Here is a 24,344-nt window from a genome sequence, read left to right on the forward strand (position 1 = left end):
AGAGATACTAAATGCTTAATTTCTACACAACCGATGCTGTCGTCACCATGTACAAGGACGACTCCGACCGCAAAACCATGTTGTTCGTGATCGAGCGACCAGCTACCGACGAGGATATTGCTGCACATGCAGAAGCCCACGCCGAGTTCATTGCCTCGATCACGGCACTACCGGAACCAGCAGCTAGCCCAGAAGGTTCGATGTGAGCACCGAGGCGCTGGCAGCAGTTAAGCAAGTCGGTGACGTTGCTGCCGCAAGCGTAACCGTGCTGACAGTCATTAAGGTTTTACCAGCCGTTGCAGCAGGCTTCGCGATCATCTGGTACTCGGTTGGCCTGTACGAGAAGATCACCGGACGGCAGTTCAGCGAATCTTGGCTTGCACGCTTCCTATCTCGCAAATGAAGTGAGTACGTCGAGTTTGTCGAAATACCAGCGCTCTCGATGTACCTTATTTTCTTGGCGAAGGAAGGTGTTATCTTCGCTTCTAACGAAGGCATCTGGCAAGTCAACGACAACAGCCGACTCGCAAGCTCAGAATCGCGCTCTTGTTTCCCAGGTGGTTGGTACTTGGTTCGGAGATGGAAATGCCGGCAGCGGTGGGGTTCCATGTGGGCGCAGCCAATACGTGTAGGCGTCATCAGAAGACGCACCATCAGACGCCATAATTGCAGTTGACTACAGGTGTCGAAATGACGAAAGCCCGCTAAACGCGGGCTTTTTCGTTTATCGGTTCAACCGATAATTATGCGTAATCGCTGCTGCATCCGCAGGGGTTGTGCAGACCGCAAAGCACCAACGCATCGAAAACAACGCTAACGCTTACTTCGTTTTCGTTAGCAACTTCGATCAGTGCTTCCGTTTCAGTTGCGCCGCATTCGATGTAGCCAAGGTATGCGTTGAAGTAGCTGTTATTGTTTGCGTTTGCCATTTTGTTGCTCCAGTTAGTTGCGTTTCGATAACCGGAGGATGCGTTCAGGTGGCTAGCGAATCAACGTAAGAATGACTTGGCTTGTCATTCTTTTTTGCCAAACAAAAACGGCGCTTTTAGCGCCGTTGATTTGCTGCTTAACGCGTTTGCTTACGCGGTCGCTTCGTCTTTCGCTTTACGCGCTGCTCGTGCGCTGTCTCGGAATGCTTGGTCAAGTTCGCCGGTTTCCGCACCTGCTTTAGCTGCTTCGACAAACTTGATCGCAGCTTGCGCGTCACCGACTTTGAAGTGTGCAGTCCCGTTCAGTTGCATTGCCGAATTACCGTTGCGGAAAGTGATTAAGTAGCCGTCTGGGAGCTTCTTGAAGAACTTGCCTTGTTCGGCTGCTGCTTTGATCAGCTTTACAGTCTCGTCGCAATTAGCGCCAAACTTGGTGCGTGCGTTAAGCACCGGGTCGCGTTTTACAGCCACCTGGGAAAGATCAGTAATTGCAGTTGCGAGCGTTCCCAGTTGCGCCAGAAAACCCAGCGCTGCTTGCTCGGTGCCGTTGTTGTTCTCTGCTGGGGTGTTTGCGTTCTTTGCTATTTGCTTGCTCCGTTTGGATCAGTTGCTGCGTTATCGCAGTACACCCAGGATGCGTTCCGGTATGCGGCTCATCAAGCACTAAATGAACCTGTGCCACTTCGCAACGAACCAACTGAAATGTCAATAATTCGCCTTTATTCGGTCGATTTATTGATCCTCGATTAAATAGAAGGTGAGCCGAAACTCTAATCGCTCACTAGGAGAAAACAGAAATGACAAAGCAAGCACGAACACTCGACATCATCACATGCGGCTTTACGCCAGCAAACGGCATCAACCCCGACCGCATTCACTACGGATTCCCTGTTGGCCCAGATCGTCTGTACTTTGCAGACATTTATCCAGAAGGGAACTTTGACCTTGGCACCATCGAAATTGGTAAGCGTTACGTCGTACAGACGAAGCAACTGCGTTGCTTGGCATGGGACAGGAAAGCGCAGCAGTACACGTATCAAGACAAGTTTGTCTGGGTCAAAGCAACCGAAGTCATGCCGGTCGTTAAACTGGCTGCGCGAACAGAGAAGCAACGCAAGCGCAGCGAAGCGCTTGCAGCAGCACCCGTTGTAGACGACGGTTCCCTGTTTACTTGGTAAGCAGTGTTCTCAGATGGTTTTGGCCGGCGTATACAAGGTCGCCTCATACAAGTCTTCCGCATGTGAGTTTTGAATAGTTTCCGTGACCACGCCATCGGTTATGATGTGCTTTCCAGAAGGCAACATCTTGTAACTTTGAACGGAATAGGAAAACAAATGAAACTCAAATTCACTGCAGCCCTGCTGCTGACCTTGCTCGTTGCGGGCTGCGGTGGCTCGCCAGGCCAACTAGAAGGTACATGGAGAGCTGACGCAATGCCGATGACGATCACGTTCCGACCCGGCGAAACAGAGACGATGGGCGTGATCGAACGCGTTGACTATGCGACGAAAGGGAACGTGGTCAAGGTCACGTATAAGGACGGTCTAATGAAAGGGTCGTCGATCAACTTTGTGATCCAGGACCCTAACACTGCAACTAACCCGATGTATACCCTGCGCCGGATTCGATAGAAGTTTAAATAACAGAACCAGAGATCGAATGCTAGCTGACTTTTGCGAACGTAACGGTTGACTGGATTGTTAAATCTTCCACTGCACTACTTGGAGCCTCTTTTCGTCGCCGTAAAGAGCGCGATTTGTTAAGCCCAAGATCAGCGCAACGCATAGGCCATTACAGAGGCAATACGTGATGCTTGTGTTGGCAAACAAGAACCCTTCCGTTTGCACGTTTTTTGTACGGCAAGCTGCGACTACGGTTCCGCCCTACTGGCATCTGACTGTCTGCCAGTTTCGGGGCTAATCCTTGTATTCCACAGTGTGCTCCCGGATGGTTGGATTTGACAGCCCAGGCCGTTCGCGGCACAGGCTGCGATATCGCTTCAGATGGGGATTCACAACATAATTAAAAGTTCTTCGCTTGCCGTATTTACATGGATGCGAGAAGTGATAAATTGAACAAACCTACCATTTGTCACTACGGAGGCATGCATGGGCAAAGCGACGAGATGGACGCTGCGGATCCTGGGTAGCTTAGTGTTGCTGGGCCTGCTGATCGCCGCCGCCGCACATCTGCTGAGTGCGCGCAAACTGCAGCGCACGATCACCGTCAATGTCGCCGCCGTCGCGCTGCCCACTGATCCCGCGCGCATCGCCCATGGCCGCTACCTGTACAGTACCCGCGGTTGTGCCGAGTGCCATGGCAGCACCGGGACGGGTAAAACGGTGGTCGACGCCGATGGCATGCTCGTGATCGCCCCTAACATTACCCGCGGCGCCAACAGCGCCACCACCGCCTATGGCGTGGTGGACTGGGTGCGCACCATCCGTCACGGCGTCAAGCCCAACGGCCAGCCGGTCATCGTGATGCCGAGCGAGGACTATGCCCGCTTCACCGATGAGGACACCGGCGCGCTGGTCGCCTACCTCCAGCAACTGCCGCCATTGCCCGGCGAGCGCCGCCGGATCGAACTGCCGCTGCCGGTCAAGCTGCTGTATGCGGTAGGCGGGATCAAGGACGCGGCCGAGAAGATCGACCACCCCCTGCCGCCGCCGCGCGCCCAGCCCGCCGCCGTGACGGCTGCGCACGGCGCCTATGTCGCGCAAGCCTGTATCGGCTGCCATGGCGCGCAACTGAGCGGCGGCGCCATCCCGGGCGCGCCGCCGGCCTGGCCGCAGGCCGCCAATCTGACGCCGGGCCCTGGCAGTGCCATGCCGCGCTACCCGTCCGCGGAGAGCTTCCTCGCCATGCTGCGCAGCGGCAAGCGGCCCGACGGCAGCGCCATCAGTCCGGTCATGCCCTTCGCTTCCTTCGGCCAGATGAACGAGGTCGATGTGCGCGCCCTCCATGCGTATCTGCAAACGCTGCCGCCACGTCCCGCAGGCCAGCATTGAGCGGCGGCAGCACTATCGCAGGCTTAGCAATTAGACAGTAAAATCATGGGTTTCCGCACCTCGTTTGCCCATGACTTCCACCGCTGCCGCCGCTACCTCGCCCTCCCCCGTCCGCCAGGAAATCGCCACGCTCTGGAAGCTCTCCTGGCCGATGCTGGTCGGCCAGCTGGCAACGGTCGGCATGGGCGTGGCCGACGTCGCGATGACGGGCCACGTCAGCGCCGAGGAACTGGCGGCCGTCTCGCTGGGCGCCTCGGTCTGGTCGATCGTGCTGGTGACGGTGATGGGCATCATGATGTCGATTAACACCGTGGTGGCCCACGAGATCGGCGGCGGGCGCTACGACAAGATTCCGCATTCGGTACGCCAGTCGCTGTGGAAAGGCGCAGGCATCGGCCTGATCGCCTGCCTGGCTGCCAATCTTTGCACGCTGCTGTTCGACCATATCGGCATGGACAAGCTGGTGGCCGAGCGCGCCTCGATGTTCCTGCACGTGACGAGCCTGGGCATGCCGGCCTTTGCCTGCTACCGCGCGCTGTACGGTTACACGACCAGCATCAACGAAACCAAGCCGATCATGATCATCGCGATCCTCGGCCTGCTGTTCAACGTCGCCAGCAACTGGCTGCTGGTGTTCGGCAACTGGGGTTTTCCGCGGCTGGGCGCGGTCGGCTGCGCGGTGTCGACCGCCGCCGGCATGTGGCTGATGCTGGGCGCGATGCTGGCCTGGGTGAAGATTTCGCCCGTGTACCGCATGACCTATCCCTTCACCGGCTGGGAAGGTCCCGATTGGAATGAAATCCGCGAGATGCTGCGCCTGGGCCTGCCGATCGGCGTTACTTATTTTGCCGAGGTCAGCGCCTTCGGCCTGATCAGCCTGCTGGTGGCGCGCTTCGGCGTGATCCAGGTGTCGGCGCACCAGATCGCGCTGAACTTCGCTTCGCTCGTGTTCATGGTGCCTTTGAGCTTCGGCATCGGCCTGCTGACCCGCGTCGGCCAGGCGATGGGCGAAGGCAATCCGTTGCGGGCGCAGTTCGTGGCGCGCGTCGGGGTCGGCATGTCGGTCGCCTTCGGCGTGCTGTCAGCGGCCTGCATCGCGCTCTTCCGCTGGGAGATCGCGCGCGCCTACACCTCCGATCCGGCGGTGCAGGAAGCCTGCGTGCACCTGCTGCTGTTCGCGGCCCTGTTCCAGCTGTCGGATGCGACCCAGGTCGCCACCGCCTCGGCCATCCGCGGCTACCAGGTCACGCGCCCGCCGATGATCATCCAGCTGGTCGCCTTCTGGGGTTTTAGTTTGCCGCTGGGCTATATCCTCGGGATTGCGCCGAGCTGGTTCGCCTGGTCGCCGGGCGCGCCGATGGAAACGACGGGCTTCTGGATCGGCCTGGTGCTGGGCCTGACCATTGCTGCCGTGCTGCTGACCTGGTCGATGGAAAAACTGTCGCGCCAGAAGGTGCGCGCGACAGCAGGCTAAAGATGTGGTTTTACGAGGTGAAAAGGACAAGGTATGTACAGCTTTTCACCCGTGACTCTGGTATCGTCTCGTCCGTTGCACAAAGCTAACTTTCAACGAGACAATCAATGCGCCTTCTTCTCTGCCTCCTGGCCGCTCTTGCGGCTGCGCCCGCTTCCGCGGAACGCCTCACGCTCGACCGCATCCACGGCGAAACCTCCCTCGCCGGTCCTGGCGTCAAGAACCTGAAGGTGTCGCCGGACGGCGAGCGCGTGACCTTCCTGCGCGGCCGTGCCGACAATCAGTTCCAGCAGGACCTGTGGGAATACAACATGAAGGACAAGACCACGCGCCTGCTGGTCGACTCCAAGAAGCTGGTGCCGACGGAAAACCTGTCGCTCGAGGAAAAGGCACGCCGCGAACGCGCGCGTACCGCCGGCCTGTCGGGCATCATCAACTACAGCTGGTCGCCTGACGGCAAGCAGCTGCTGGTGCCGATCGCGGGCGACCTGTACCTGGTCGACGTGGCGCATCCGGACACCGCGCGCAAGGTCGCTTCGGGCAACGTGCTCGATCCGAAGATTTCGCCGAAGGGCCGCTACGTCTCCTTCGTGCGCAACCAGAACCTGGTCGTGATGGACCTGAAAACCGGCGCCGAGCGCCAGCTGACGACGGACGGCAAAGACACCGTGCACAACGGCGAAGCCGAATTCGTGGCCCAGGAAGAAATGGACCAGACCACCGGTTACTACTGGGCGCCGGACGACTCCGCCATCGCCTACAAGCGTTACGACGAGGCCCCGGTGCCGGTCGCGCGCCGCTTCGAGATCTTCGCCGACCGCACCGAAGTGATCGACCAGCACTACCCTGCCGCGGGCGATCCGAACGTGCTGGTGGACCTGTTCATCGTCTCGCCGGAAACGGGCGTGGCGCGTCAAGTCGACCTCGGCGCCGAGAAGGACATCTACCTGGTGCGCGCCGACTGGAGCGCGGACAGCAAGACCCTCGTCTTCCAGCGCCAGACGCGCGACCAGAAGCGCCTCGACCTGGTCGCGGTCGATGCCGGCACGCTGGCCCAGCGCCCGCTGCTGAGCGAAACCTCGAAGACCTGGGTCAGCATCCACAACGACCTGCACTTCCTCAAGAAGCGCCAGGCCTTCATCTGGGCCTCCGAGCGCAGCGGCCGCAAGCACCTCTACCTGTACGACCTGAACGGCAAGCTGCTGAACCCGATCTCGAGCGGCGAATGGGGCATCGACAACGTGCTGGCCGTGGACGAAGCCGCCGGCAAGGTCTACGTGTCCTCGAACAAGGATGCCGTCATCGACAAGCAGACCTACGCCTTGAACCTGAATGGCAGCACGGCCGGCAAGCCGGCCCGCATCACCGCAGGCGACGGCTGGCACGACACGCGCTTCGCCAACAACGGCAAGATCTTCGTCGACACTTATTCGAGCCCGACGACGCCGCCGCAAGTGTCGATCCGCAAGGCCGACGGCGCGATGGTGCAGTGGCTCGAGCGTAACGAGCTGAACGCCAGCCACCCGTTCGCGAAATACGTGTCCGACCTGCTGCCGACCGAATACGGCACCATCAAGGCCAAGGATGGCCAGACCCTGTACTACTCGATGATCAAGCCGGCCGGCTTCGATGCGACGAAAAAGTACCCGGTCTTCCTGTTCACCTACGGCGGCCCGCACTCGCAGCGCGTGACCCGTACCTGGGGCAATTACTTCAACCAATACATGGCGCAGCAGGGCTTCGTCGTGTTCACCCTGGATAACCGTGGTTCGAGCCGCCGCGAACGCGTCTTCACCGACGTCATCTATAACAACCTCGGCAAGAACGAAGTCGAAGACCAGGTCACCGGCATCGACTGGCTGGCACAACAGAGCTTTGTCGATCCGAAGCGCGTCGGCGTGTTCGGCTGGAGCTACGGCGGCTTCATGACGCTGCGCCTGCTGGCGGCGGCGTCGGACAAGATCGCGATGGGCGTCTCGGTCGCGCCGGTCACCGACTGGGCGCTGTACGACACCCACTACACCGAGCAGTTCGTCGGCGCCACGCCGAAATCGGATCCGGATGCCTACGCACGCAGCGGCGTGTTCGCGCACCTGGACGGCCTGAAGTCGCCGCTGCTGCTGGTGCACGGCATGGCCGACGACAACGTCCTGTTCAGCAACAGCACGCGCCTGATCGACGAACTGGTCAAGCGCAACGTCCAGTTCGACCTGATGACCTATCCGGGCGCCAAGCACGGCATCTCGGGCCGCACCAGCCAGCGCCACGTGTATGGCCTGATCGAAGCCTTCTTCAAGAAGAACCTGGGCGGTACCGCGGCGAAGTAAGCCAGAACTTGGCCTGAACCCGGCAAGAAGCCGGAACACCCTGCGGTGTTCCGGTTTTTTTTCGTTCTTTTAGCTCAACAGTTGCTCTGCATGTCACAGAATTTCTGACAACTCAATAAAAAGTCAACGCTGCCTGTTGCAGGCACGCGACATTGTTCAAAATTTTTTTAGAGATACATTTGCCCTCAAATGCATAGTTTTCCTAGGAGAATTGTGAATTCTGAACTCAACAGTACAGGTTGCCTGTAACAAATTCTGTCCCCACGGAATTAATTCCTCAGGGTATTCTGCGTGTTCCTGATCTAGAGACACCGCTTTAAGCGACACCTGAGGACAAAACAATGCAAGCCATCCGTACCAGCGCCACCCGCATCACCTTCGCCGTCACCGCCCTGATCGTGGGCGCCGCAATCGCGGCCCCGGCATCGGCCGCTACCCGTAGCGTCGGCACCGGCAAGACCTATGCAACCCCATGCAAGGCATTCGCCGCGGCAGCCGCTGGCGACGTCATCGAAATCCAGGCCGGCACCTACGTCGGCGACGTCTGCTCCATCTCGAAAAGCAACCTGACCATCCGCGGCGTCAATGGCCGTCCGAAAATCGATGCAGGCGGCAAGAACGCCAACGGCAAGGCCATCTGGGTCGTCAGCGGCAGCAACATCACGATCGACAACGTCGAAATGTACGGCGCCTATGTGCCCGACCATAACGGCGCCGCCCTGCGCCTGGAAGGCACCAACTTCACGCTGCGTAACTCCTTCCTGCACGACAACGAGAATGGCATCCTGAGCGGCGAGAACACCGCCAGCACCATCACCCTCGAGAACAACGAGTTCGGCCACAACGGCCGCGGCGACGGCTACACCCACAACGTGTACATCGGCAAGGCCGGCAAGCTGACCTTCCGCTACAACTTCTCGCACGACGCCAACGTCGGCCACAACCTGAAGACGCGCGCCCTGTACAACACGATTTCGTACAACCGCTTCTCGAGCCTGCGTTCGGGCGAAACCGGCAGCACGGCTGCCGGCAAGCCAAGCTATGAAATCAACGTGCCGAACGGCGGTACCACCTACATCATCGGCAACGTGATCATGCAGCCGACGGCCTCGAACAATCCGGCCATGGTGTCGTATGGCGAAGAAGGCATCTCGACCGATCGCAAGAGCGACCTGTACGTGATCAACAACACCTTCGTGAACGACGACAGCTCGCGCGGTACCTTCGTCACGGTTCGTAACGCCACGACCGCGGCCAAGCTGACCAACAACCTGTTCAGCGGCTACGGCACCGTCACCAACCAGACGAACGCCATCAAGAAGACGAACTACCAGGCGCTTGCGATCGGCTTCGTCAACCTGGCGAGCTACGACCTGCGCCCGCTGGCCAGCGCGCTGGTCCTGAACGCCGGTTCCGCGCCGGGCAACTCGTCCGGTGGCCTGTCGCTGAACGCGACGTCGAGCTACAAGCACACCGCCGCCGCCAGCGCGCGCAGCAAGCTGGGCACCGCGATCGACATCGGCGCCTACGAAGTCCAGTAAGCTGACTTGTATAAGCGAAAAAAAACCCCGGCATGCCGGGGTTTTTTCGTTTTGTCCTGCTTAGTTCGTGGCGTCCTTCAGGTTTTCCTTGACGTCGCCAAACTTCTCCTGGGTCTTGCCTTCGACCTGGTTCTTCAGGCCCTTGACCTGCTGTTCCTGGTTACCGACCAGCTTGCCGGCTTCTTCCTGAATCTTGCCACCGATGTCTTGCAGTTTGCCTTCGACTTGGTCCTTGTTCATGATGATCTCCTTCGGCTAGATGTTTCAGTTAAGGCGCGGTCCGATGACAGCGCGATGGGTCAAGAATACGCTTCGATACGGCCGCGTTCCGTGCGTGTCTTCACATAGCTCGGCAATATGCAGGAAGCGCGATTGCAAACTCATCCATGCGCCGGGGTCGCGCGGCAAATGCTACTGTTGCCTTAACTTTTTGTTAATGGACGACGATCATGCGTGAACCTGCCCGCTCCGCTTCTCCACCTCCGGCACCCGAAGAACAGCGCGACGCCCCGCCGCAGCGCCAGTTGGCCAAGCGCACCGCCCTGATCGACGGCATCGGCGTGCTGTTCATCCTCGGCCTGGCCGCGGTCTGGTACGCGGCCGACGCCCTGCTCCTGATCTTTGCCTGCATCCTGTGCGCGGTGCTGCTCTACAAGTTGAGCGACATGCTGGCGCGCCGCATCAAGCTCAAGCGCCAGTGGTCGCTGGCCCTGGTCGTCCTGCTGCTGTTCGCGGCGATCGGCCTGGGCGGCTGGGCAATGGCGCCGCAGGTTTCCGAGCAGTCGACCAAGCTGGCCGAGGCGGTGCCGAAATCGATCCAGCAGCTCAAAGGCGTGGTCGAGGAATATCCCCTGTTGAAGAAGCTGACGGCCGGCCTGCCGGAGCCGGAACAGATCGTCAAGCAGATGTCGTCATTGGTGCCGAATGCGGGCCTGTTCTTCGGCGGGGTGCTGGGGGCGATCGGCAACGTCGTCATCATCCTGTTCGTCGGCATCTATTTCGCCGCCTCGCCCCATCTGTACACGAACGGCGTGATCAAGCTGGTCCCGCAGGCGAAGCGCCATCGGGCGCGCCAGGTGCTGAACAAGATCGGCCAGACGCTGGCCAGCTGGCTGCTGGGCAAGTCGGTGTCGATGCTGATCGTCGGCACCGCGACCTCGATCGGCCTCAGCCTGCTGGGCGTGCCGCTCGCGCTCATTCTCGGCATCATCGCCGGCCTGCTCGATTTCGTGCCCTACCTTGGGCCGATCATGGCGGGCGTGCCGGCCGTGCTGATCGCGTTTTCCATCAGTCCCGACCTGGCGCTGTACACGGTGCTGCTGTTCGCGGGCGTGCAACTGGTCGAGGGGTATGTGCTGCAGCCGCTGATCGAATCGCGCGCGGTCGATTTGCCGCCGGCGCTGACCATCGTGATGCAGCTGGTGTTCGGGACCCTGTTCGGGTTTGCGGGGGTGGCGCTGGCGACGCCGCTGGCGGCTGCCTTGAAGGTGCTGGTGCAGATGCTGTATGTGGAGGATGTGCTGGGGGATAAGGTCGAGGAATCGGAGAAGGGTTAGAGGGGTGGCGGCACGAACGTGCCGCCCTGCCCAACAAAAAAGCCGCGACACGTCGCGGCTTTTTTGTTGATGAGGACAGGAAAATCAGCGATTGCCCTTGACGATATCCTTCACATCGCCCACTTTTTCCTGCACCTTGCCTTCGGCCTGGTTCGACAAGCCTTCGGACTGCTGCTGGCGGCTGCCGACGGCTTCGCCGACCTTTTGCTGAATCTTGCCGCCGATGTCCTTGGCTTTGCCTTTGATCTGGTCCTCGTTCATGATGCACTCCTTCGGTTGACAGCGAAGCCCAACCTTAGGCCCGATCCTCTACCCCTTCCGTTCGCTGGCTAACATTGGGCTTGCGCCACACACTGGCAAGCCAGGGCTGCTGTTCGCGCGGCAAGCCTGGCGGACGGTAGTAATGCTGCACGGGAAGAAACCCGGCCGCGACCAGATAACGCTCCCAGGTCGGGTAATCGTAATAGCTGCCGTAGCGCGGCCCGTTCCAGCCCTCCTCGTTGTGCCCGCGCGGGTTCGAGCTGAACAGGACGCCACCCGGCTTCAAGGTGGCGAACAGGGCCGCCAGCACGGCATCCAGCGCCGCGCTCGGCACGTGGAACAGCGAGGCGTTGGCGAAGATGCCGTCGAACATGGCCGGCGGCAGGTCGAGGTGCAGGAAATCCTGCTGCCAGGCCTCGCAGCCGCTGTAGGCGCGCGCCATCGCCACGAACTCCGCCGAACCGTCGAGTCCGATCGCGCGGTGGCCGAGCTGGGCGAAAGTCTTCAGGTCGCGTCCGGGACCGCAGCCCAGGTCGAGCAGGGTCCAGGGTGCGGGCGCCTCGATCGCGTCCAGCAGCGCCGCCACGTTCTGGCTGACGTCGTGGTCGATCGTGCCGGCAAAGAAGGCGCGCGCATTGCGTTCGTAATGCGCCAGGGTGCGCCGGGAGATGTTGTCAAAGCGGTCGTCGAGGCTATCGGTCATGGTCATCGTCGATCAAGAGACGCAGGCGGCGCCGGCCGCCTGCTCGTCCCTACGACCTTACCAGATCTTCACACGTTCCTGCGGCGCCAGGTAGAGCTGCTGCCCTGGCTTGACGTCGAAGGCCTTGTACCAGGCATCCATGTTGCGCACGATATAAGTGCGGTACTGGGCCGGTGCGTGGCCGTCGGTCAGCACGGCGCGGCGCAGCGAGGCTTCGCGCATCTTGCTGCGCCAGCCCTGGGCGAAGCCCTTGAAGAACTCGCGATCCGCCTCCGCACTCTTGCCCGACGAGGTCGTCTTGAAGGCATCGTAGGCCGCTTCCAGGCCGGCCAGGTCGGCCAGGTTTTCGCTCAGTGTCAACTGGCCGTTGACAGCGAGGTCAGGGAAGGGCTTATAGTTTCCATATTGAGCAACCAGCTTGCTCGAGGCGGTCTTGAAGTGTTCCAGGTCTTCCTTGGTCCACCAGTCGCGCAGGCGGCCCTGGGCGTCGAACTGGGCGCCCTGGTCGTCGAAGCTGTGGCTGATCTCGTGGCCGATGACCGAGCCGATCGCGCCGTAGTTGGCGGCGTCCGAACCCTTCGGATCGAAGAACGGCGGCTGCAGGATCGCGGCCGGGAAGTTCATGGCGTTCTGCAGCGGCAGGTTGACGGCGTTCACCAATTGCGGCGGCATCGCCCATTCGGTACGGTCCGGCTTGCGGCCCAGCTTGGCCAGTTCCTGCTTGTAATGGTATTCCTCGGCGCGGATGGCATTGCCGAAGGCGTCGCCGGCGACGATGTTCAGGCCCTCGTAGGACTTCCATTTCTCCGGATAGCCGATACCGACGTAGAGCGACTTCGCCTTGGCCTGGGCCTGGGCACGGGTGGCCGGCGCCATCCAGTCGAGCTTGTCGATGCGGCGCACGAAGGCCTCGATGATGTTGGCCACCATCTGCTGCACGCGCGCCTTGTTCTCGGCCGGGAAGTATTTCGCGACATAGACCTTGCCGACCGCCTCGTCCATCGCGGCATTGGTCGCGCCGAGCGCACGCTTCCAGCGCGCCGACTGCTGCGGGGTGCCGCTCAGGGTCTTGCCGTTGAACTCGAAACGCTGGTCGGCGAAAACCTTTGGCAGCAGGCTCGCGTACTGGTTCAGCTTGTGGAAGGCGAGGTAGTCGCGCCAGGTGGCGACGTCGGCATTGGCCAGCAGACGGGCCGCGCCGGTGACGGCGCTCGGGTGGTAGACCTGGAAGCGGTCCTGGCCGGACAGACCGGCCGCCTTGAAGAAGGCGTTCCAGTCGACGCCCGGCGCCTTGGCGGCGAAGTCCTTCATGGTCCAGACGTTGTTCGATTTCTGGATGTCGGCCGATTCCTCGCGGGTGGCGTGGGTCTGGGCCAGCGCCAGTTCGAGCTCGAACACGCGCGCGGCGCGCTCCTCGCTCTTGTCCATGCCGGCCAGTTTCAGCATCGCGGCGATGTGCTGCTGGTACTTGGTGCGCAGCTCGGCCATGCGCGCATTGTTTTCCAGGTAGTAGGCGCGGTCCGGCAGGCCGAGGCCGCCCTGCAGGATGTAAGGCAGGTTGCGCGACGGATCGGTCAGGCCTTGCGCGACCCACAGGCCGAACAGGTTTTCGGTGAAGAAGTTGGTCGCGTTCAGCGGGTCGACGTCGGCGCGGATCGAGCCGCCGAGGGCGCGCACCAGGGCGGCCTTGTCCTTGATGCCGGCAATGCTCGCCAGCATCGGCTTGATCGGCGCCAGGCCGCGCTTCTCGATGCCGGCCTCGTCCATGTAGGCGGCGTAGAAATCGGCCACCTTGCGCGCTTCGCCGCTCGTGTCCTTGGCGGCGCCCAGCTCTTCGATCATTTTGGCGATGCGGGTATTGGTCTCTTCGGCCAGCGCGCCCATCGAGCTCCAGGAACCGCGGTCGGCCGGGATCTCGGTCTTGGCCAGCCAGTCGCCGTTGGCCCAGGTGAAGAAGTCGTCACCGGGCAGCACGGTCATGTTCGTGCTCTTTGCGGGTGCAGCCGGCGCTTTCGCCTCCTGGGCAATGGCGAATCCGGAAACCAGCGTGCTGCCGCACAGGGCGAGGACGATGGCGGTCTTGGTGGCGGTCCAACGAGTCTTCATGCTTTTCCTTTGGTTAGTTACGTTTTTGATTTACTTGTTCTGTACAGCCTGCAAGGCGCCCTGGACTTGCGGCAGCAGGCGCGCTTTCTGCGCGGCGCGCACGCGGATGCCATTTCCGACCCGTCGCGCTTCGACCAGCGCCTCTGGGCCGAAGTTCTGGCCGATATACTTTTCCATCATATCCGCATGACGGGCGTCAGACGATCCCGCCACCACCGAGACGAGCGCGCGGTTGCGGCCCACCGCGTCGGCGCTCTTGAGCAAGGCATCGCGATTGGCCACGGCGAATTCCCAGGCCTGGTCCGGATGCTCGCGCCCGACGCCGGCGACAATGACGCCCGCCAGGTTGGCCGGCAGCTGCGGCGAGACCGCCATGCGCAGCGCGTTCGCGGCCAGGGCCGGGTCTTGCACGATGGTCATGGCAGCGCCGAACCGGTTGCGTTCCTCGTCGGTCGTGGCATGCGCGACCAGCTTGCCCAGCGCCGCGTAGGTGGCAGCGTCGGCGTAGCGGCCGACGGTGAGCACGACGAAATCGAGCATTTCCGGGCTGATCGAGGATGGATCCTCCAGATAGCGCGCGAAGCGCTGCTTCGCCTCCTGGATCGCACGCTCGTCGCCGGCACGCGCCAGGCTGGTGGCCAGCAGCGCGCGCAGGCGGCGGTCTTCGCTCGATTCGCCCGCCTTCGGCTCCCAGCCGAGCCTGGCGAACTTCGGCCCGACCAGCTTGCGCACGAAACCACGGATCAGCGCCTGCTCGGGCTCGCCGCGCGCCAGGTTGTCGAGCGAACCAAGGTTGGACAGGATCGATTCCCACACCGCCAGGCGCGGCTCGTCGGCATAGCTGGCCGCCAGGCGCGTATAGCTGTCGAGCGGCATGCGGCCGCTGGAAACCAGGCTCCAGGCGTCGAGCAGCAGTTTCAGGCGGGTCGGATCGGGCAGGCGCGCGGCATTCCCGGCCAGCGCATCGAAGCTGGCGCGGTCGTACTGGACGCGGAAGAAGCCGACGCTGTGCGGATCGACCACCAGCGTGCCTTCGCAGCTGCCGGTCGTGATCGTCGTGCTGCGGCTGGACAGCAGCGTATACCACGCCTTGCCATTGACGGTGCCGACCTGCAGCGGCACGTTCCACAGGCGGTTTTCCGGCGCCGGTTCGTCGAGCCGGTACTGTTCCTGCGACAGGGTCACCTGGCGACGGCCGTCGACGCAGGCCTGGCTCGCCGAGATCAGCGGATAGCCTGGCTGGGTGGTCCAGTCCGCTGCGAGTTTGCCGACCGGCTTGCCGGACGCCTTTTCGATCGCCGCCCACAGATCGGCCGTGGTCGTGTTCGAATACTGGTGCTTCGCCATGTAGGCACGGATCCCCTTGCGGAAGGGGTCCTCGCCGACCCAGGCTTCGAGCATGCGCAGGAAGCCCTGCCCTTTTACGTAGGTAATGGAGTCGAAGGCGCCGGCGGCCTGTTCCTCGTTGTCGATGCGGGTCTGGATCGGGTGCGTGGTCTTGCGCGCGTCCAGGTTCAGCACGCCCTCGCGCTCGGCGATGCCGTCCAGGTAGGGCCGCCACTCGGGGTGGAAATGCTCGGTGGCCTTGGCCGCCATCCAGGACGCAAAACCTTCGTTCAGCCACAGGTTGTCCCACCAGGCCATGGTGACGAGGTTGCCGAACCACTGGTGCGCCACCTCGTGGGCGTTGACCTCGAAGGTCATCTTCCTGACGTCTTCCGGGCTCTTCTTCGGGTCGTAGAGCAAGGTCGATTCGTTGTAGACGATGCCGCCCCAGTTTTCCATCGCACCATTGAAACCGCCGGGAATGGCGATCTGGTCGAGCTTGGCGAGCGGGTACGGCACGCCGAAATAATTGTTGTAGTAGCGCAGCAGGTCCTTGGTCGCCTGCAGCGGGAAGGCGGTGGAACCGAGCTTGCCGGCGGTAGTGACGACGCCGATCTCGACGCCGTCCTGGCGCGCCGCGACGCGCTCCATTTCGCCCGCCACCAGCACCACCAGGTAGCTCGGCATCTTCGGCGTCGGCGCAAACGAGAAGCGCTGCAGGCCGTTGCCCAGTTTTTCCTGCTTCTCGACCGGCGTATTCGAATAGGCTTTAAAGGTGCCCGGCACGTCGACCGTCAGCTTGAAGCGGGCGCGGAAGGCGGGCTCGTCCCAGGTCGGCAGCATGCGCCGGGCGTCCGATGGCTCCATTGTGGTGGCCACGAGCTTTTTCTCGGCGCCGTTGGCCTTGTAGCGCACCTGGAACAGGCCGCGTCCTTCGCGGTTGATCTTGCCACGGAAGACCAGGCCGAGGACGTAGCGGCCGGGAGCGAGCGGCGCGCCGAGCTCGAGGGTCAGGGTTTCCTGTTTCTCGTCGAGGATGGGTGCGAGCTTGCGTTCGGCCAGGTTGGCCCCTGCGAGCGTGGCGCTGTCGATGTCCAGGTTGGCGGCGTTCAGGACGATGCGGCTGGTCGGGCGCAGCACCTCGATCTCGACGCGCTGCTCGCCGCGGAAGGTGTCGGCGGCGACATCCGGCACCAGGTGGGCGTCGTAGAGCAGCGGGATGACGTCTTTCGGCAGCTTGCCGGGCGTCTCGGCGAACGAAAACGGGACTTCGGCGCGGGCCGGGGCGGCAAGCGCCAGCGCCAGGGCAGCGCCGGCGGTAGCGGCCACGGCTGCGCGCGATGCGCGTGGGTGTCTCATGATTTCCTCTCTACTTTCTTATTGTGGTGGCGCCGCGCCTGGCGCAGCAACCCAGCACGCACTCTAAGCGAAGCGCCGGGCGCGCAGTCCCGGAATGCGACAGACGGCAAAAAGACGCGCTGGAATGCAGAAAACCGGCGCTGCGGCGTCGAATTCCTGCCCTTGCCAGAGTGGCGAGAAAAATTTTCAATTATTTTTTCAAACAGCCCTAAAGTTCTATCGAGCTCTGCCGTAAAAGGAGGACAAGCGCCAATCCGGCCGTAAAAATTGTCACGGTATTCACATGACCCAGAACGAAGTCCTCTCGATGTACGAAAATATTGCCGGCCTGACGGGCAAGATGGCCGTGGCGGCGCAATCGGGTGACTGGGCGGGGTTCGACAGCCTGCAGGCGCAATGCGCGGCCCAGGCGAACGCCACGGCAAGCGGCGTGCCGGCCCTGGAAGGCGCCAAGCGCCTGCGCAAGATCGACCTGCTGAAGCAGATCATGGCCAACGACCGCGCCGTGCGCGACGTGACCGAACCCTGGATGGGCCAGCTGGACCGCGCAATGCGCGCGCACTGAGCCGCTTCCCTCTTTCGAATAAAAAGCGCCTGCGGGCGCTTTTTTTATTGCTGACGCAAAAGGGACAGGCAAACAAAAAGGCGCCCTGGGGCGCCTCGCTGCTACGGACATGGTCCGTATGAATTCGGAGAGCAACACCAGTTAACCCGGTGTCGCCTCTTTGCCGGTTGCATCCGGCGTCCGCTGCCGCTGTTGGCAGCCTGACTGCTTCCGGAAACAGGGTCTTGCGACGTAGCTCCGGTTCCCGCGCCACACTATCGGTGGTGGCTGCGCCGGACGCTGTTCCGTTTTGTGGTTTTGACAACCAACGAGTTCAGTATAGCGCAAATTTCACGCTTGTGTAGACGAATTGTGCGCGACTCTATTCTGGTTGAGAAATCACGTCGGTGAGCACCGGTTCGGCCGGCGTGTCTGCTTCCGGCGCCGGCCCTTTGGCCCGGCCCGGCATCAGGCGCGCCTTGACGGCTTCCATGAATTTCGGCTTCGGCGCGCCCTCTTCCGCAGACGCTTCCTTGCCTGCCTTCGGCAGCTTGGCCGGCTTGTGCGCGGGCTGGATCTTGCCGACGCCGGCACGCTTGCGCCGGCGCAGCAGGGCCAAGGCGAGGCCCGAGATGGCGAGCACGGCGGCGATGCCAGCGCCGATCGGCAGCCACGGCGTTTCCGGCTCGGGCGGCTCGACCTTCTTCGGCTTGCGGTGGATACGCGGCGCGCCTTTCGGGGCGTCTTTCGGGGTTTCCTTCACGGCGGGCGCAGGTGCCGCCTCGTGCGGCGCGGCGGAGGCGGCCTCGTGGGCAGCAGCAGGCGCGGCGGGTGCAACAGGGAGCACAACCGGCGCGACAGCTTGAACGACGGGCGCGGCAGGCGCCGGCTTGGCTACGCCTTGCAGCGCCTTCACTTTGTCCTCGAGCTTGCCCAGGTCGTGGCGCAAGGCGGCGTTCTTTTCGCCGAGTGCGGCGCAGGCGTTCAGGTGTTCGCTGGCCGGCTGGGGCGCGCAGGCCGGCGCTTCGGCGGGCGCCGCATGCACGGGCGCCGGCTTCTTCGCTGGCGCCTTTTTTACCACCGGCACGGCTTGCGGCGCCGGCTTGCGCACGACAGCCGGTGCGTCCACGTATTCTTCGCCCGCCTGCAGGGCAGCGGCCGGACGTGCCACTGGCGCCGGCACCGGCTTCGGCGGCGGGACAGGCAGCGCTTGCGCCTTGACCACCGGCGCGGCTTCCTGCACCGGCGGCGGCGCCGGATTCGGGTCCGGCGTCAGCCACAGGGTCACCAGGCGCACGCTGCGCTGGCCGCCATCGACCAGTTCCAGGTAGACGTGCAGGTGCCGGCTCTCGACCGGCTTGAGCGAGGTCAGATGCAGGAACTGGCGGCCGTCGCGGCGCGTCACAGTCATGTTGAGGCTGGAAAGCACCGGCGGCATGGCGATGTTCGCGCCCCGGTACACGTCCGGATGGGCCAGGCGTACCTGCACCTTGCTGGCGGGATCCTCGACCAGGTTCAGTTCGACGTCGGCGACGAGCGCCTGGCCGATGTAGGAGCGCACCTGGGCCTCGCCCAGTTCGGCGGCATGGCCGGCGCCGAGCATGGCGGAAAACAGCAGGGTCGACAGGAGAATAGGGATGCGCGGTGCCATGAGCAGGAAGAATTTGTAGCCTCAGCGTAATTAACGGGTGTTCGGATACACTCTTTAGCTCCAGCTCCCAAATAACAGGACACCACATGGAAAACCGGATAGAAAAAGACAGTTTCGGCCCGATCGAGGTCCCGGCCGACCACCTCTGGGGCGCCCAGACCCAGCGTTCGCTGCACCACTTCCACATTTCGACCGAGCGCATGGCGCCGGAACTGGTGGCCGCACTGGCCCAGGTCAAGCGCGCCGCGGCCGCCGTCAACCGCTCGATCGGCAAGCTGCCGCGCGACAAGGCCGACGCCATCATCGCCGCCGCCGACGAGGTGCTGGAAGGCCGCTATCCGGACGAATTCCCGCTGGCGGTCTGGCAGACCGGTTCCGGCACCCAGAGCAACATGAACATGAACGAGGTGCTGGCCAACCGTGCCTCCGAGCTCATGGGCGGCGAGCGGGGCGAAGCGCGCCTGCTGCACCCGAACGACCACGTCAACATGGGGCAGTCCTCGAACGACATCTTCCCGACCGCCATGCACGTGGCGGCGGCCCAGGCCGTCTCGAAAGAGGTCCTGCCGGCGCTGGCGCGCCTGCGCGGCACGCTGCAGGTGAAATCGCGCGACTTCGCCGACATCGTCAAGATCGGCCGCACCCACCTGCAGGACGCGACCCCGCTGACCCTGGGCCAGGAGTTTTCCGGCTACGTCGCCCAGCTCGAGTTCGCGGAAGGCGCGCTGCGCGCCGCCCTGCCCGGCCTGCTGATGCTGGCCGCCGGCGGCACCGCGGTCGGCACCGGGCTGAACGCGCATCCGGAATTCGCGCCGCGTATCGCCGCCGAACTCGGTTCGCGCACCGGCCTCGCCTTCAAGACCGCGCCGAACAAGTTCATGGCGCTGGCCGGGCACGACGCGCTGGTGAGCGCCCACGGCGCCTTCAAGACCCTGGCGACGGCCCTCATGAAGATCGCCAACGACGTGCGCTGGATGGCTTCGGGTCCGCGCTCGGGCCTGGGCGAAATCACGATTCCGGAAAACGAGCCGGGCAGCTCGATCATGCCGGGCAAGGTCAATCCGACCCAGTGCGAAGCGCTGACGATGCTGTGCTGCCAGGTGTTCGGCAACGACGTGGCGCTGACGGTGGGCGCTTCGCAGGGCAACTTCGAGCTGAACGTGTTCAAGCCGATGATCGCCCACAACTTCCTGCAGAGCGCGCGCCTGCTGGCCGACGGCATGCGTTCCTTCGACGAGCACTGCGCCCAGGGCATCGAGCCGAACCGCGCCCGGATCGGCGAGCTGATGGAGCGCTCGCTGATGCTGGTGACCGCACTGGCGCCGCACATCGGGTATGATCGCGCCGCGCAGATCGCCAAGCACGCGCAGCACGAAGGCATCACGCTGCGCGAGGCGGCCCGGCAATCGGGTCACGTCACCGAGGAACAGTTCGATCAATGGATCGTTCCGATCGACATGACGCGTCCCGATCCGGAATAAGCGCTCATTCATTGCCAGGCCTGGGCTTGCAAAAGCGGGCCCAAGCGTGCGCCGTTCAATTTATCCCGAGTATATTATGCAAAAAACAACATTCGAACTGACATCCGAGTTCGTCGAACTCAACCAGCTGCTGAAACTGGTTGGCCTGGTGGACAGCGGCGGCGCCGGCAAGAACATGGTGGCCAGCGGCGCGGTGTCGGTCGATGGAAAGCAGGAACTGCGCAAGACCGCCAAGATTCGTACCGGCCAGATCGTGACCGTCGGCGACGTGCGGATTGCCGTTCAGTAGGACTGCCGGCCTCTGCGGCGCACGTTTGCGCGCAGACAAACGCGACCGGTGGTCCATGTTTATATTTTAGATGTGACCAACCGGTTTTTGTGAAGGTGACGGCGATGGAAACCCCGGATGAAAACCCGCAAACGCAGGAAAGGCTGATCGGCGATCTGCGCCTCGTGATCGAAAACGCGGAAGAGCTGCTGAAAAACACCGATCAATACACGAGCGTGCTGTACCAGAACGCACGCGCCAAGCTGGCGATGGCCCTGAACGCCGCCAACGAAGAGCTCGCGCGCTTCGAAGACGCCCAGTTGTGTCGCATGATGGAAGCGACGCGCCAGGCCACCGAAGGCTGCCCCGGCCTGAGCGGCGAAGAGCGTATCCTGCGCGCTTTCCATTGAGTCCGACGCGGCGCCGCAATGGCGCCGCGATACTTCCTTACCGTCACACAGGCGCTGCCGAATATGTAGGGTGGACTCCCGAGTCCACGCGTTGCTACGGCTGAGCAGCCAATTCGGCTCCGTGAACTACCGTGGCATTGCAGGCCTCCTACCGCGTGCGCTCAGAGAGCGCACCCTACAAAACTTCCGAACACCGCCTCATAACAGCACATGCGGTAACCGCGTGCGCTCGAGAGCGCACCCTACATAAGCGAAAACGTCGATCAGGCGGTGGTATTGATCTTGCTGCCCAGGTGAGCCGGCAGGTTCTGCGCCGGCTTCGGCGGCTGGATGCCTTCCAGAAGCTGGCTCATGTGCTGCTTTTGCATGTCCTGCTGCTTCTTCAGCATGGTCATCCCGACCTCCTGCTTGGTGCCGGTTTCGGCGATGGTGGTTGACAGCTTGGCGATGGCGAGGACGTCCACGGAAGTCTCCTGATGAGGGTTATCCCCCATTAACGGCTTGTTTTTTGGAAACTTTAGCCCTGCCCGCCATCCAGTCCATGAGCCAGCGCAAGACGTCCTGCGGCGCGTTCAAGTCCAGCCAAGCGCGCTCGAACCCGGCCGGCGCCGGTACGTCCGAGGCCACGGCCACCACCAGCGGATCGTCGGGATGCAGCGGCGCCCGTCCCAGCGCGGGGCGCCAGACCTCGAGTTTGGGCAGCGGTTCCCACTTGTAGCCTTCGACCAGGGTCAGGTCGGCCGGCGCCAGGCGCGCCAGCTGCTCGGCCAGCGGCGGTTCGGATTCGCCGCGCAGCTCGCGCAGGATGGCGTAGCGGTAGGGAGAGGCGATCATCACCTCGGCCGCCCCGGCCATGCGCAGGCGCGCGCTGTCCTTGTGCGGCGGCTCGAGTTCGATGTCGTGGTGGCTGTGCTTGACCACGTTTACGCGCAGGCCGCGCGCGGCCAGTTCCGCGATCAGGAAGGCGAGCAGCGTGGTCTTGCCGCTGCCCGACCAGCCGACCACGGCAAGGACCGGGCCCGGATCAGTAGCCGACACGGTAGCGGGTGCCCCGGAAATTCATCACGGCATACTTCGGCATCAAGCGTTCCAGCACCAGGCCGGGCGCCAGCTCCTCGCCTTCGCGGCGCAGCGTCTTGTCGACCAGCAACAGGCGGTCGGCCGGATTCGGCGAATAGATGTAGCCGCCCACCGTCACCCTCGGCACCTCGCGCTGGATGGCTTCCGGCAGCTGCTGCAGGGTGCGCAGGTTTTCTTCAAGCACCGGATCGGGCGCACGGACCGGCGCGGGTGCGGGCTCGGGGGCGCGCGCCGGTGCCGGCAGGTAGACCGCTTCGGGCGCCGGGTCGGCAACCGGCGCCGGTGCCGCAGCCTTGCGCGGCGTCGGCGCCGGCTGGGGCGCGGCCGGCGGCGTGGTCACGGGCGGCGCAAGCGGCGCGGCTTGCGCCGCCGGCGCCTGGACTGGAGCGGCCTGCGGCGCCGGCGCTTGCGCAACCGGCACAGGCGCACTCTGCGTTACGGCCGGAGCTGCGGCGACAGGCGGCGGAGGAAGCACGGCAGGCGCGGCCGGCGACGGCGCTGCCGCATTCTGCGCCAGCACGGCCGGCTCCCCCGCCGGCGTCTTCGCCCTCCAGACGAGCCCGGCTGCGATGCCCGCGACGAGCACGCCCGCTCCGAGCCCGATCAGCAGCGGCTTGCGATTCGCCGCGCGCGCCGCCGCAGGAACGGGAACGGCGGTCGGCGTGTGGATGTCGGGCGCATTGCCCAGCTGGCGTTCGGCTTGCGCCTTCTTGAGTGCTTCGAGGATGTACGACATTCAGTGTCCCGTCCCGGCGGCGGCGAGCAGGCGCGGCTCGGCGATGCCGGTCAGCTGGTTGAGGCGCATGTAGGTGCGCGGTCCGGCGACGCCGTCCGCCTTCAGGTTGTTCTTGCTCTGGAACGCGCGCAGCAGCTCGCGGGTGCGCGCGTCGAAAGGCTGGTTGGCCGCCGGCGCCGTGGACTTGTTCAACTGCGCCAGGCGCGTGCCGAGCCAGTCGACGTCGAGGCCCTGGTCGCCCGGCGCCAGGTTGTCGCGGAAGGCGCGCGGCATCTTCCAGAAGGTCGTGTATTCGCCGGTGAAGCGCGGCACCAGGACGGCGAGCTCGACCCGTTGGCGCTTGCCGTCGGCCAGCAGCGTCACGCTGCGCTCGTCCATGCCGGCCAGCACGGCGTAACTGGTAGCGCTGCCGTCGCGCAGGGTGATGACGGCCGGGCGGTCGAGCTGGCGCAATTCGTAGATGCCGCCGCGTCCCGTGTGGCAGCGCAGGTCGAGGCGGAAGGCGACCTGGCAGGGTTCACCCGCCGGCAAGTTCGCATTCCACAGCGAGGCCAGCGAACGCAGCGCCGCGGCTTCGTCGGCCTGGCCATGCGGCACGCGGGCCGCGACGGAGGCCGCAGGCACGATCGCCCCTTTCGCCTCGGCCTTCGCCGGAACAGCCGTCTCCTTGTGCGGCAACACCTGCCAGGCGGCCGCCGCACTCAGCGCCGCGCCCGCCAGCAAGCCGCCGGCGACCAGGGGCCAACGCGCCGCCCGCACTGGCGCCGCGGTCTCGCCGGCAAACACTTCCTCCCCCGCCTTGCGCAGGATCGTGCGCGTTACCTGCCCGCTGTTCTCGACGTAGGCGCCGAGCAGCGCGCGGTCGCACAGCAGGTTGATGCGGCGCGGCACGCCGCCCGTGAGGCGGTGCACCTGCGGCACGACCGCCTGCGGAAACACAGGTGCGCCCTGCGCTCCCGCCACCGCCATCCGGTGCGCGATGTAGGCGCCCGTTTCCGCCTCGGACAGCGGTCCCAGGTGGTAGCGTGCGATCACGCGCTGGGCCAGCTGCTCCAGCTCCGGACGCGCCAGCATGGTGCGCAGTTCCGGCTGGCCGATCAGGATGATCTGCAGCAGCTTGCGCTCGCTCGTCTCCAGGTTGGTCAGCAGGCGCAATTGCTCGAGCACGTCGGGCGCCAGGTTCTGGGCCTCGTCGATGACGAGCACGTTGTTCAGGCCTTCGGCATGCGAGGCCAGCAGGTAGGCATTGATCGCGTCGACGTAACCCTTCACCCCTGCGCCGCCCGGCGCGGCGATGCGGAACTCTTCGCAGACCGATTGCAGCAGTTCGGCCACGGTCAGCTTCGGGTTGAAGATATAGGCGAGCCGGCAATTGTCCGGGATCTGTTCGATGAAGCAGCGGCAGACCGTGGTTTTACCGGCGCCGATCTCGCCGGTGAGCAGGACGAAGCCGCCGCCGCTGCCGATGCCGTAGAGCAGGTGCGCCAGCGCCTCGCGGTGGCGCTCGCTCATGAACAGGTAACGCGGGTCGGGGGCGATCGAAAACGGCGCCTGCTTCAGGTTGAAAAAATTCGTGTACAT

At 63.5% G+C, this 24,344-nt stretch carries 25 protein-coding genes; 13 read left to right on the plus strand and 12 right to left on the minus strand.

The features are described 5' to 3' along the window. Positions 1–11 precede the first annotated feature (11 nt). Complete coding sequence (locus ACFPQ5_RS00070; RefSeq protein ID WP_379750670.1) at positions 12–206, plus strand: hypothetical protein; 195 nt, start codon at positions 12–14, stop codon at positions 204–206. Then, the gene (locus tag ACFPQ5_RS00075; RefSeq protein WP_379750672.1) at positions 203–403 is read left to right on the plus strand and encodes a hypothetical protein; all 201 of its coding nucleotides are present in this window, start codon (positions 203–205) and stop codon (positions 401–403) included. The genes ACFPQ5_RS00070 and ACFPQ5_RS00075 overlap by 4 nt, the downstream gene beginning before the upstream one ends. 340 nt (positions 404–743) lie before the next feature. Here ACFPQ5_RS00075 and ACFPQ5_RS00080 read toward each other — a convergent pair whose 3' ends face one another. Beyond that, positions 744–929 carry a hypothetical protein gene (locus ACFPQ5_RS00080; RefSeq protein WP_379750674.1) on the minus strand — a complete coding sequence of 62 codons (186 nt, stop codon included), beginning with the start codon at positions 927–929 and terminating at the stop codon, positions 744–746. Positions 930–1,079: 150 nt separating this feature from the next. Continuing rightward, complete coding sequence (locus ACFPQ5_RS00085) at positions 1,080–1,379, minus strand: hypothetical protein (protein ID WP_379750676.1); 300 nt, start codon at positions 1,377–1,379, stop codon at positions 1,080–1,082. Between the two features lie 347 nt (positions 1,380–1,726). On the opposite strand from ACFPQ5_RS00085, the gene ACFPQ5_RS00090 reads away from it, so the two are divergent. The 6 genes from ACFPQ5_RS00090 (at position 1,727) to ACFPQ5_RS00115 (ending at position 9,282) form a co-directional block, all read left to right on the plus strand. Next, positions 1,727–2,107 carry a hypothetical protein gene (locus ACFPQ5_RS00090; RefSeq protein ID WP_379750678.1) on the plus strand — a complete coding sequence of 127 codons (381 nt, stop codon included), beginning with the start codon at positions 1,727–1,729 and terminating at the stop codon, positions 2,105–2,107. A gap of 156 nt (positions 2,108–2,263) precedes the next feature. Next, a complete protein-coding gene (locus tag ACFPQ5_RS00095) occupies positions 2,264–2,560 on the plus strand; it encodes a hypothetical protein (protein ID WP_379750680.1) in 297 nt (98 codons plus the stop codon). Between the two features lie 522 nt (positions 2,561–3,082). Continuing rightward, entirely contained in the window at positions 3,083–3,940 is an 858-nt protein-coding gene (locus ACFPQ5_RS00100) for a c-type cytochrome (protein ID WP_379750682.1), read from the plus strand. 70 nt (positions 3,941–4,010) lie between these two features. Beyond that, entirely contained in the window at positions 4,011–5,414 is a 1,404-nt protein-coding gene (locus ACFPQ5_RS00105) for an MATE family efflux transporter (protein WP_379750684.1), read from the plus strand. A gap of 107 nt (positions 5,415–5,521) precedes the next feature. After that, positions 5,522–7,741, plus strand: coding sequence for a S9 family peptidase (locus ACFPQ5_RS00110; protein ID WP_379750686.1), 2,220 nt, complete (start codon positions 5,522–5,524; stop codon positions 7,739–7,741). A gap of 341 nt (positions 7,742–8,082) precedes the next feature. Next, the gene (locus tag ACFPQ5_RS00115; RefSeq protein ID WP_379750688.1) at positions 8,083–9,282 is read left to right on the plus strand and encodes a right-handed parallel beta-helix repeat-containing protein; all 1,200 of its coding nucleotides are present in this window, start codon (positions 8,083–8,085) and stop codon (positions 9,280–9,282) included. Between the two features lie 60 nt (positions 9,283–9,342). On the opposite strand, the gene ACFPQ5_RS00120 is transcribed toward ACFPQ5_RS00115, so the two are convergent. Beyond that, positions 9,343–9,522 (minus strand): CsbD family protein, encoded by a 180-nt coding sequence (locus tag ACFPQ5_RS00120; protein WP_136219539.1) that lies wholly within the window; start codon positions 9,520–9,522, stop codon positions 9,343–9,345. 209 nt (positions 9,523–9,731) lie between these two features. Between ACFPQ5_RS00120 and ACFPQ5_RS00125 the strand changes: the two genes are divergently transcribed. Beyond that, positions 9,732–10,838: an AI-2E family transporter gene (locus ACFPQ5_RS00125; protein WP_379750690.1), complete on the plus strand. Its 1,107-nt coding sequence runs from the start codon at positions 9,732–9,734 to the stop codon at positions 10,836–10,838. An 84-nt stretch (positions 10,839–10,922) separates the two neighbouring features. On the opposite strand, the gene ACFPQ5_RS00130 is transcribed toward ACFPQ5_RS00125, so the two are convergent. The 4 genes from ACFPQ5_RS00130 to ACFPQ5_RS00145 are packed head-to-tail and all read right to left on the minus strand — an operon-like array spanning position 10,923 to position 16,593. After that, the gene (locus ACFPQ5_RS00130; RefSeq protein ID WP_379750692.1) at positions 10,923–11,099 is read right to left on the minus strand and encodes a CsbD family protein; all 177 of its coding nucleotides are present in this window, start codon (positions 11,097–11,099) and stop codon (positions 10,923–10,925) included. 34 nt (positions 11,100–11,133) lie between these two features. Then, entirely contained in the window at positions 11,134–11,808 is a 675-nt protein-coding gene (locus tag ACFPQ5_RS00135; protein WP_379750694.1) for a class I SAM-dependent methyltransferase, read from the minus strand. Between the two features lie 51 nt (positions 11,809–11,859). Beyond that, a complete protein-coding gene (locus ACFPQ5_RS00140; RefSeq protein ID WP_379750696.1) occupies positions 11,860–13,908 on the minus strand; it encodes a M13 family metallopeptidase in 2,049 nt (682 codons plus the stop codon). Positions 13,909–13,938: 30 nt separating this feature from the next. Next, positions 13,939–16,593 (minus strand): M1 family metallopeptidase, encoded by a 2,655-nt coding sequence (locus ACFPQ5_RS00145; RefSeq protein ID WP_379750698.1) that lies wholly within the window; start codon positions 16,591–16,593, stop codon positions 13,939–13,941. A gap of 283 nt (positions 16,594–16,876) precedes the next feature. Here ACFPQ5_RS00145 and ACFPQ5_RS00150 point away from each other — a divergent pair, with 283 nt between their 5' ends. Then, positions 16,877–17,158, plus strand: a complete 282-nt coding sequence (locus tag ACFPQ5_RS00150; RefSeq protein ID WP_379750700.1) for a flagellar protein FliT — start codon at positions 16,877–16,879, stop codon at positions 17,156–17,158. Between the two features lie 361 nt (positions 17,159–17,519). Here the strand turns inward: ACFPQ5_RS00150 and ACFPQ5_RS00155 are convergent, their stop codons facing one another. Then, on the minus strand, positions 17,520–18,788 hold the full coding sequence (locus ACFPQ5_RS00155) for a FimV/HubP-related protein (protein WP_379750702.1): 1,269 nt from the start codon (positions 18,786–18,788) through the stop codon (positions 17,520–17,522). Positions 18,789–18,874: 86 nt separating this feature from the next. Between ACFPQ5_RS00155 and fumC the strand changes: the two genes are divergently transcribed. From fumC to ACFPQ5_RS00170, 3 genes are all read left to right on the plus strand, one after another. Beyond that, entirely contained in the window at positions 18,875–20,269 is a 1,395-nt protein-coding gene (fumC, locus tag ACFPQ5_RS00160) for a class II fumarate hydratase (protein ID WP_379750704.1), read from the plus strand. Positions 20,270–20,345: 76 nt separating this feature from the next. Next, positions 20,346–20,558 carry an RNA-binding S4 domain-containing protein gene (locus ACFPQ5_RS00165; protein ID WP_136219548.1) on the plus strand — a complete coding sequence of 71 codons (213 nt, stop codon included), beginning with the start codon at positions 20,346–20,348 and terminating at the stop codon, positions 20,556–20,558. Positions 20,559–20,662: 104 nt separating this feature from the next. Next, positions 20,663–20,947: a DUF883 family protein gene (locus tag ACFPQ5_RS00170; protein WP_379750706.1), complete on the plus strand. Its 285-nt coding sequence runs from the start codon at positions 20,663–20,665 to the stop codon at positions 20,945–20,947. A 263-nt stretch (positions 20,948–21,210) separates the two neighbouring features. Here ACFPQ5_RS00170 and ACFPQ5_RS00175 read toward each other — a convergent pair whose 3' ends face one another. Genes ACFPQ5_RS00175 through ACFPQ5_RS00190 form a run of 4 tightly spaced genes read right to left on the minus strand, consistent with a single transcriptional unit; the run spans position 21,211 to position 24,344 of the window. After that, complete coding sequence (locus tag ACFPQ5_RS00175; protein ID WP_379750708.1) at positions 21,211–21,411, minus strand: YjfB family protein; 201 nt, start codon at positions 21,409–21,411, stop codon at positions 21,211–21,213. 19 nt (positions 21,412–21,430) lie between these two features. Then, positions 21,431–21,985 (minus strand): molybdopterin-guanine dinucleotide biosynthesis protein B, encoded by a 555-nt coding sequence (gene mobB / locus ACFPQ5_RS00180; protein WP_379750710.1) that lies wholly within the window; start codon positions 21,983–21,985, stop codon positions 21,431–21,433. Beyond that, the gene (locus tag ACFPQ5_RS00185; protein ID WP_379750712.1) at positions 21,972–22,763 is read right to left on the minus strand and encodes a general secretion pathway protein GspB; all 792 of its coding nucleotides are present in this window, start codon (positions 22,761–22,763) and stop codon (positions 21,972–21,974) included. Before ACFPQ5_RS00185 ends, mobB begins: the two co-directional genes overlap by 14 nt. Continuing rightward, positions 22,764–24,344: an AAA family ATPase gene (locus tag ACFPQ5_RS00190; protein WP_379750714.1), complete on the minus strand. Its 1,581-nt coding sequence runs from the start codon at positions 24,342–24,344 to the stop codon at positions 22,764–22,766.

Origin of the sequence: Massilia suwonensis (assembly GCF_042655665.1) — a bacterium.
GTDB classification, from domain to species: Bacteria; Pseudomonadota; Gammaproteobacteria; order Burkholderiales; family Burkholderiaceae_D; genus Telluria; species Telluria suwonensis.

Excerpts from the sequence above, each read along its gene's own strand:
- ACFPQ5_RS00120 (WP_136219539.1), bottom strand. The coding sequence starts at position 9,522 with ATGAACAAGGACCAAGTCGAAGGCAAACTGCAAGACATCGGTGGCAAG.
- ACFPQ5_RS00130 (WP_379750692.1), bottom strand. The coding sequence starts at position 11,099 with ATGAACGAGGACCAGATCAAAGGCAAAGCCAAGGACATCGGCGGCAAG.
- fumC (WP_379750704.1), top strand. The coding sequence starts at position 18,875 with ATGGAAAACCGGATAGAAAAAGACAGTTTCGGCCCGATCGAGGTCCCG.
- ACFPQ5_RS00095 (WP_379750680.1), top strand. The coding sequence starts at position 2,264 with ATGAAACTCAAATTCACTGCAGCCCTGCTGCTGACCTTGCTCGTTGCG.
- ACFPQ5_RS00140 (WP_379750696.1), bottom strand. The coding sequence starts at position 13,908 with ATGAAGACTCGTTGGACCGCCACCAAGACCGCCATCGTCCTCGCCCTG.
- ACFPQ5_RS00170 (WP_379750706.1), top strand. The coding sequence starts at position 20,663 with ATGGAAACCCCGGATGAAAACCCGCAAACGCAGGAAAGGCTGATCGGC.
- ACFPQ5_RS00155 (WP_379750702.1), bottom strand. The coding sequence starts at position 18,788 with ATGGCACCGCGCATCCCTATTCTCCTGTCGACCCTGCTGTTTTCCGCC.
- ACFPQ5_RS00080 (WP_379750674.1), bottom strand. The coding sequence starts at position 929 with ATGGCAAACGCAAACAATAACAGCTACTTCAACGCATACCTTGGCTAC.
- ACFPQ5_RS00125 (WP_379750690.1), top strand. The coding sequence starts at position 9,732 with ATGCGTGAACCTGCCCGCTCCGCTTCTCCACCTCCGGCACCCGAAGAA.
- ACFPQ5_RS00165 (WP_136219548.1), top strand. The coding sequence starts at position 20,346 with ATGCAAAAAACAACATTCGAACTGACATCCGAGTTCGTCGAACTCAAC.
- ACFPQ5_RS00115 (WP_379750688.1), top strand. The coding sequence starts at position 8,083 with ATGCAAGCCATCCGTACCAGCGCCACCCGCATCACCTTCGCCGTCACC.
- ACFPQ5_RS00190 (WP_379750714.1), bottom strand. The coding sequence starts at position 24,344 with ATGTACACGAATTTTTTCAACCTGAAGCAGGCGCCGTTTTCGATCGCC.
- ACFPQ5_RS00070 (WP_379750670.1), top strand. The coding sequence starts at position 12 with ATGCTTAATTTCTACACAACCGATGCTGTCGTCACCATGTACAAGGAC.
- ACFPQ5_RS00110 (WP_379750686.1), top strand. The coding sequence starts at position 5,522 with ATGCGCCTTCTTCTCTGCCTCCTGGCCGCTCTTGCGGCTGCGCCCGCT.
- ACFPQ5_RS00105 (WP_379750684.1), top strand. The coding sequence starts at position 4,011 with ATGACTTCCACCGCTGCCGCCGCTACCTCGCCCTCCCCCGTCCGCCAG.
- ACFPQ5_RS00135 (WP_379750694.1), bottom strand. The coding sequence starts at position 11,808 with ATGACCATGACCGATAGCCTCGACGACCGCTTTGACAACATCTCCCGG.
- ACFPQ5_RS00090 (WP_379750678.1), top strand. The coding sequence starts at position 1,727 with ATGACAAAGCAAGCACGAACACTCGACATCATCACATGCGGCTTTACG.
- ACFPQ5_RS00185 (WP_379750712.1), bottom strand. The coding sequence starts at position 22,763 with ATGTCGTACATCCTCGAAGCACTCAAGAAGGCGCAAGCCGAACGCCAG.
- ACFPQ5_RS00150 (WP_379750700.1), top strand. The coding sequence starts at position 16,877 with ATGACCCAGAACGAAGTCCTCTCGATGTACGAAAATATTGCCGGCCTG.
- ACFPQ5_RS00145 (WP_379750698.1), bottom strand. The coding sequence starts at position 16,593 with ATGAGACACCCACGCGCATCGCGCGCAGCCGTGGCCGCTACCGCCGGC.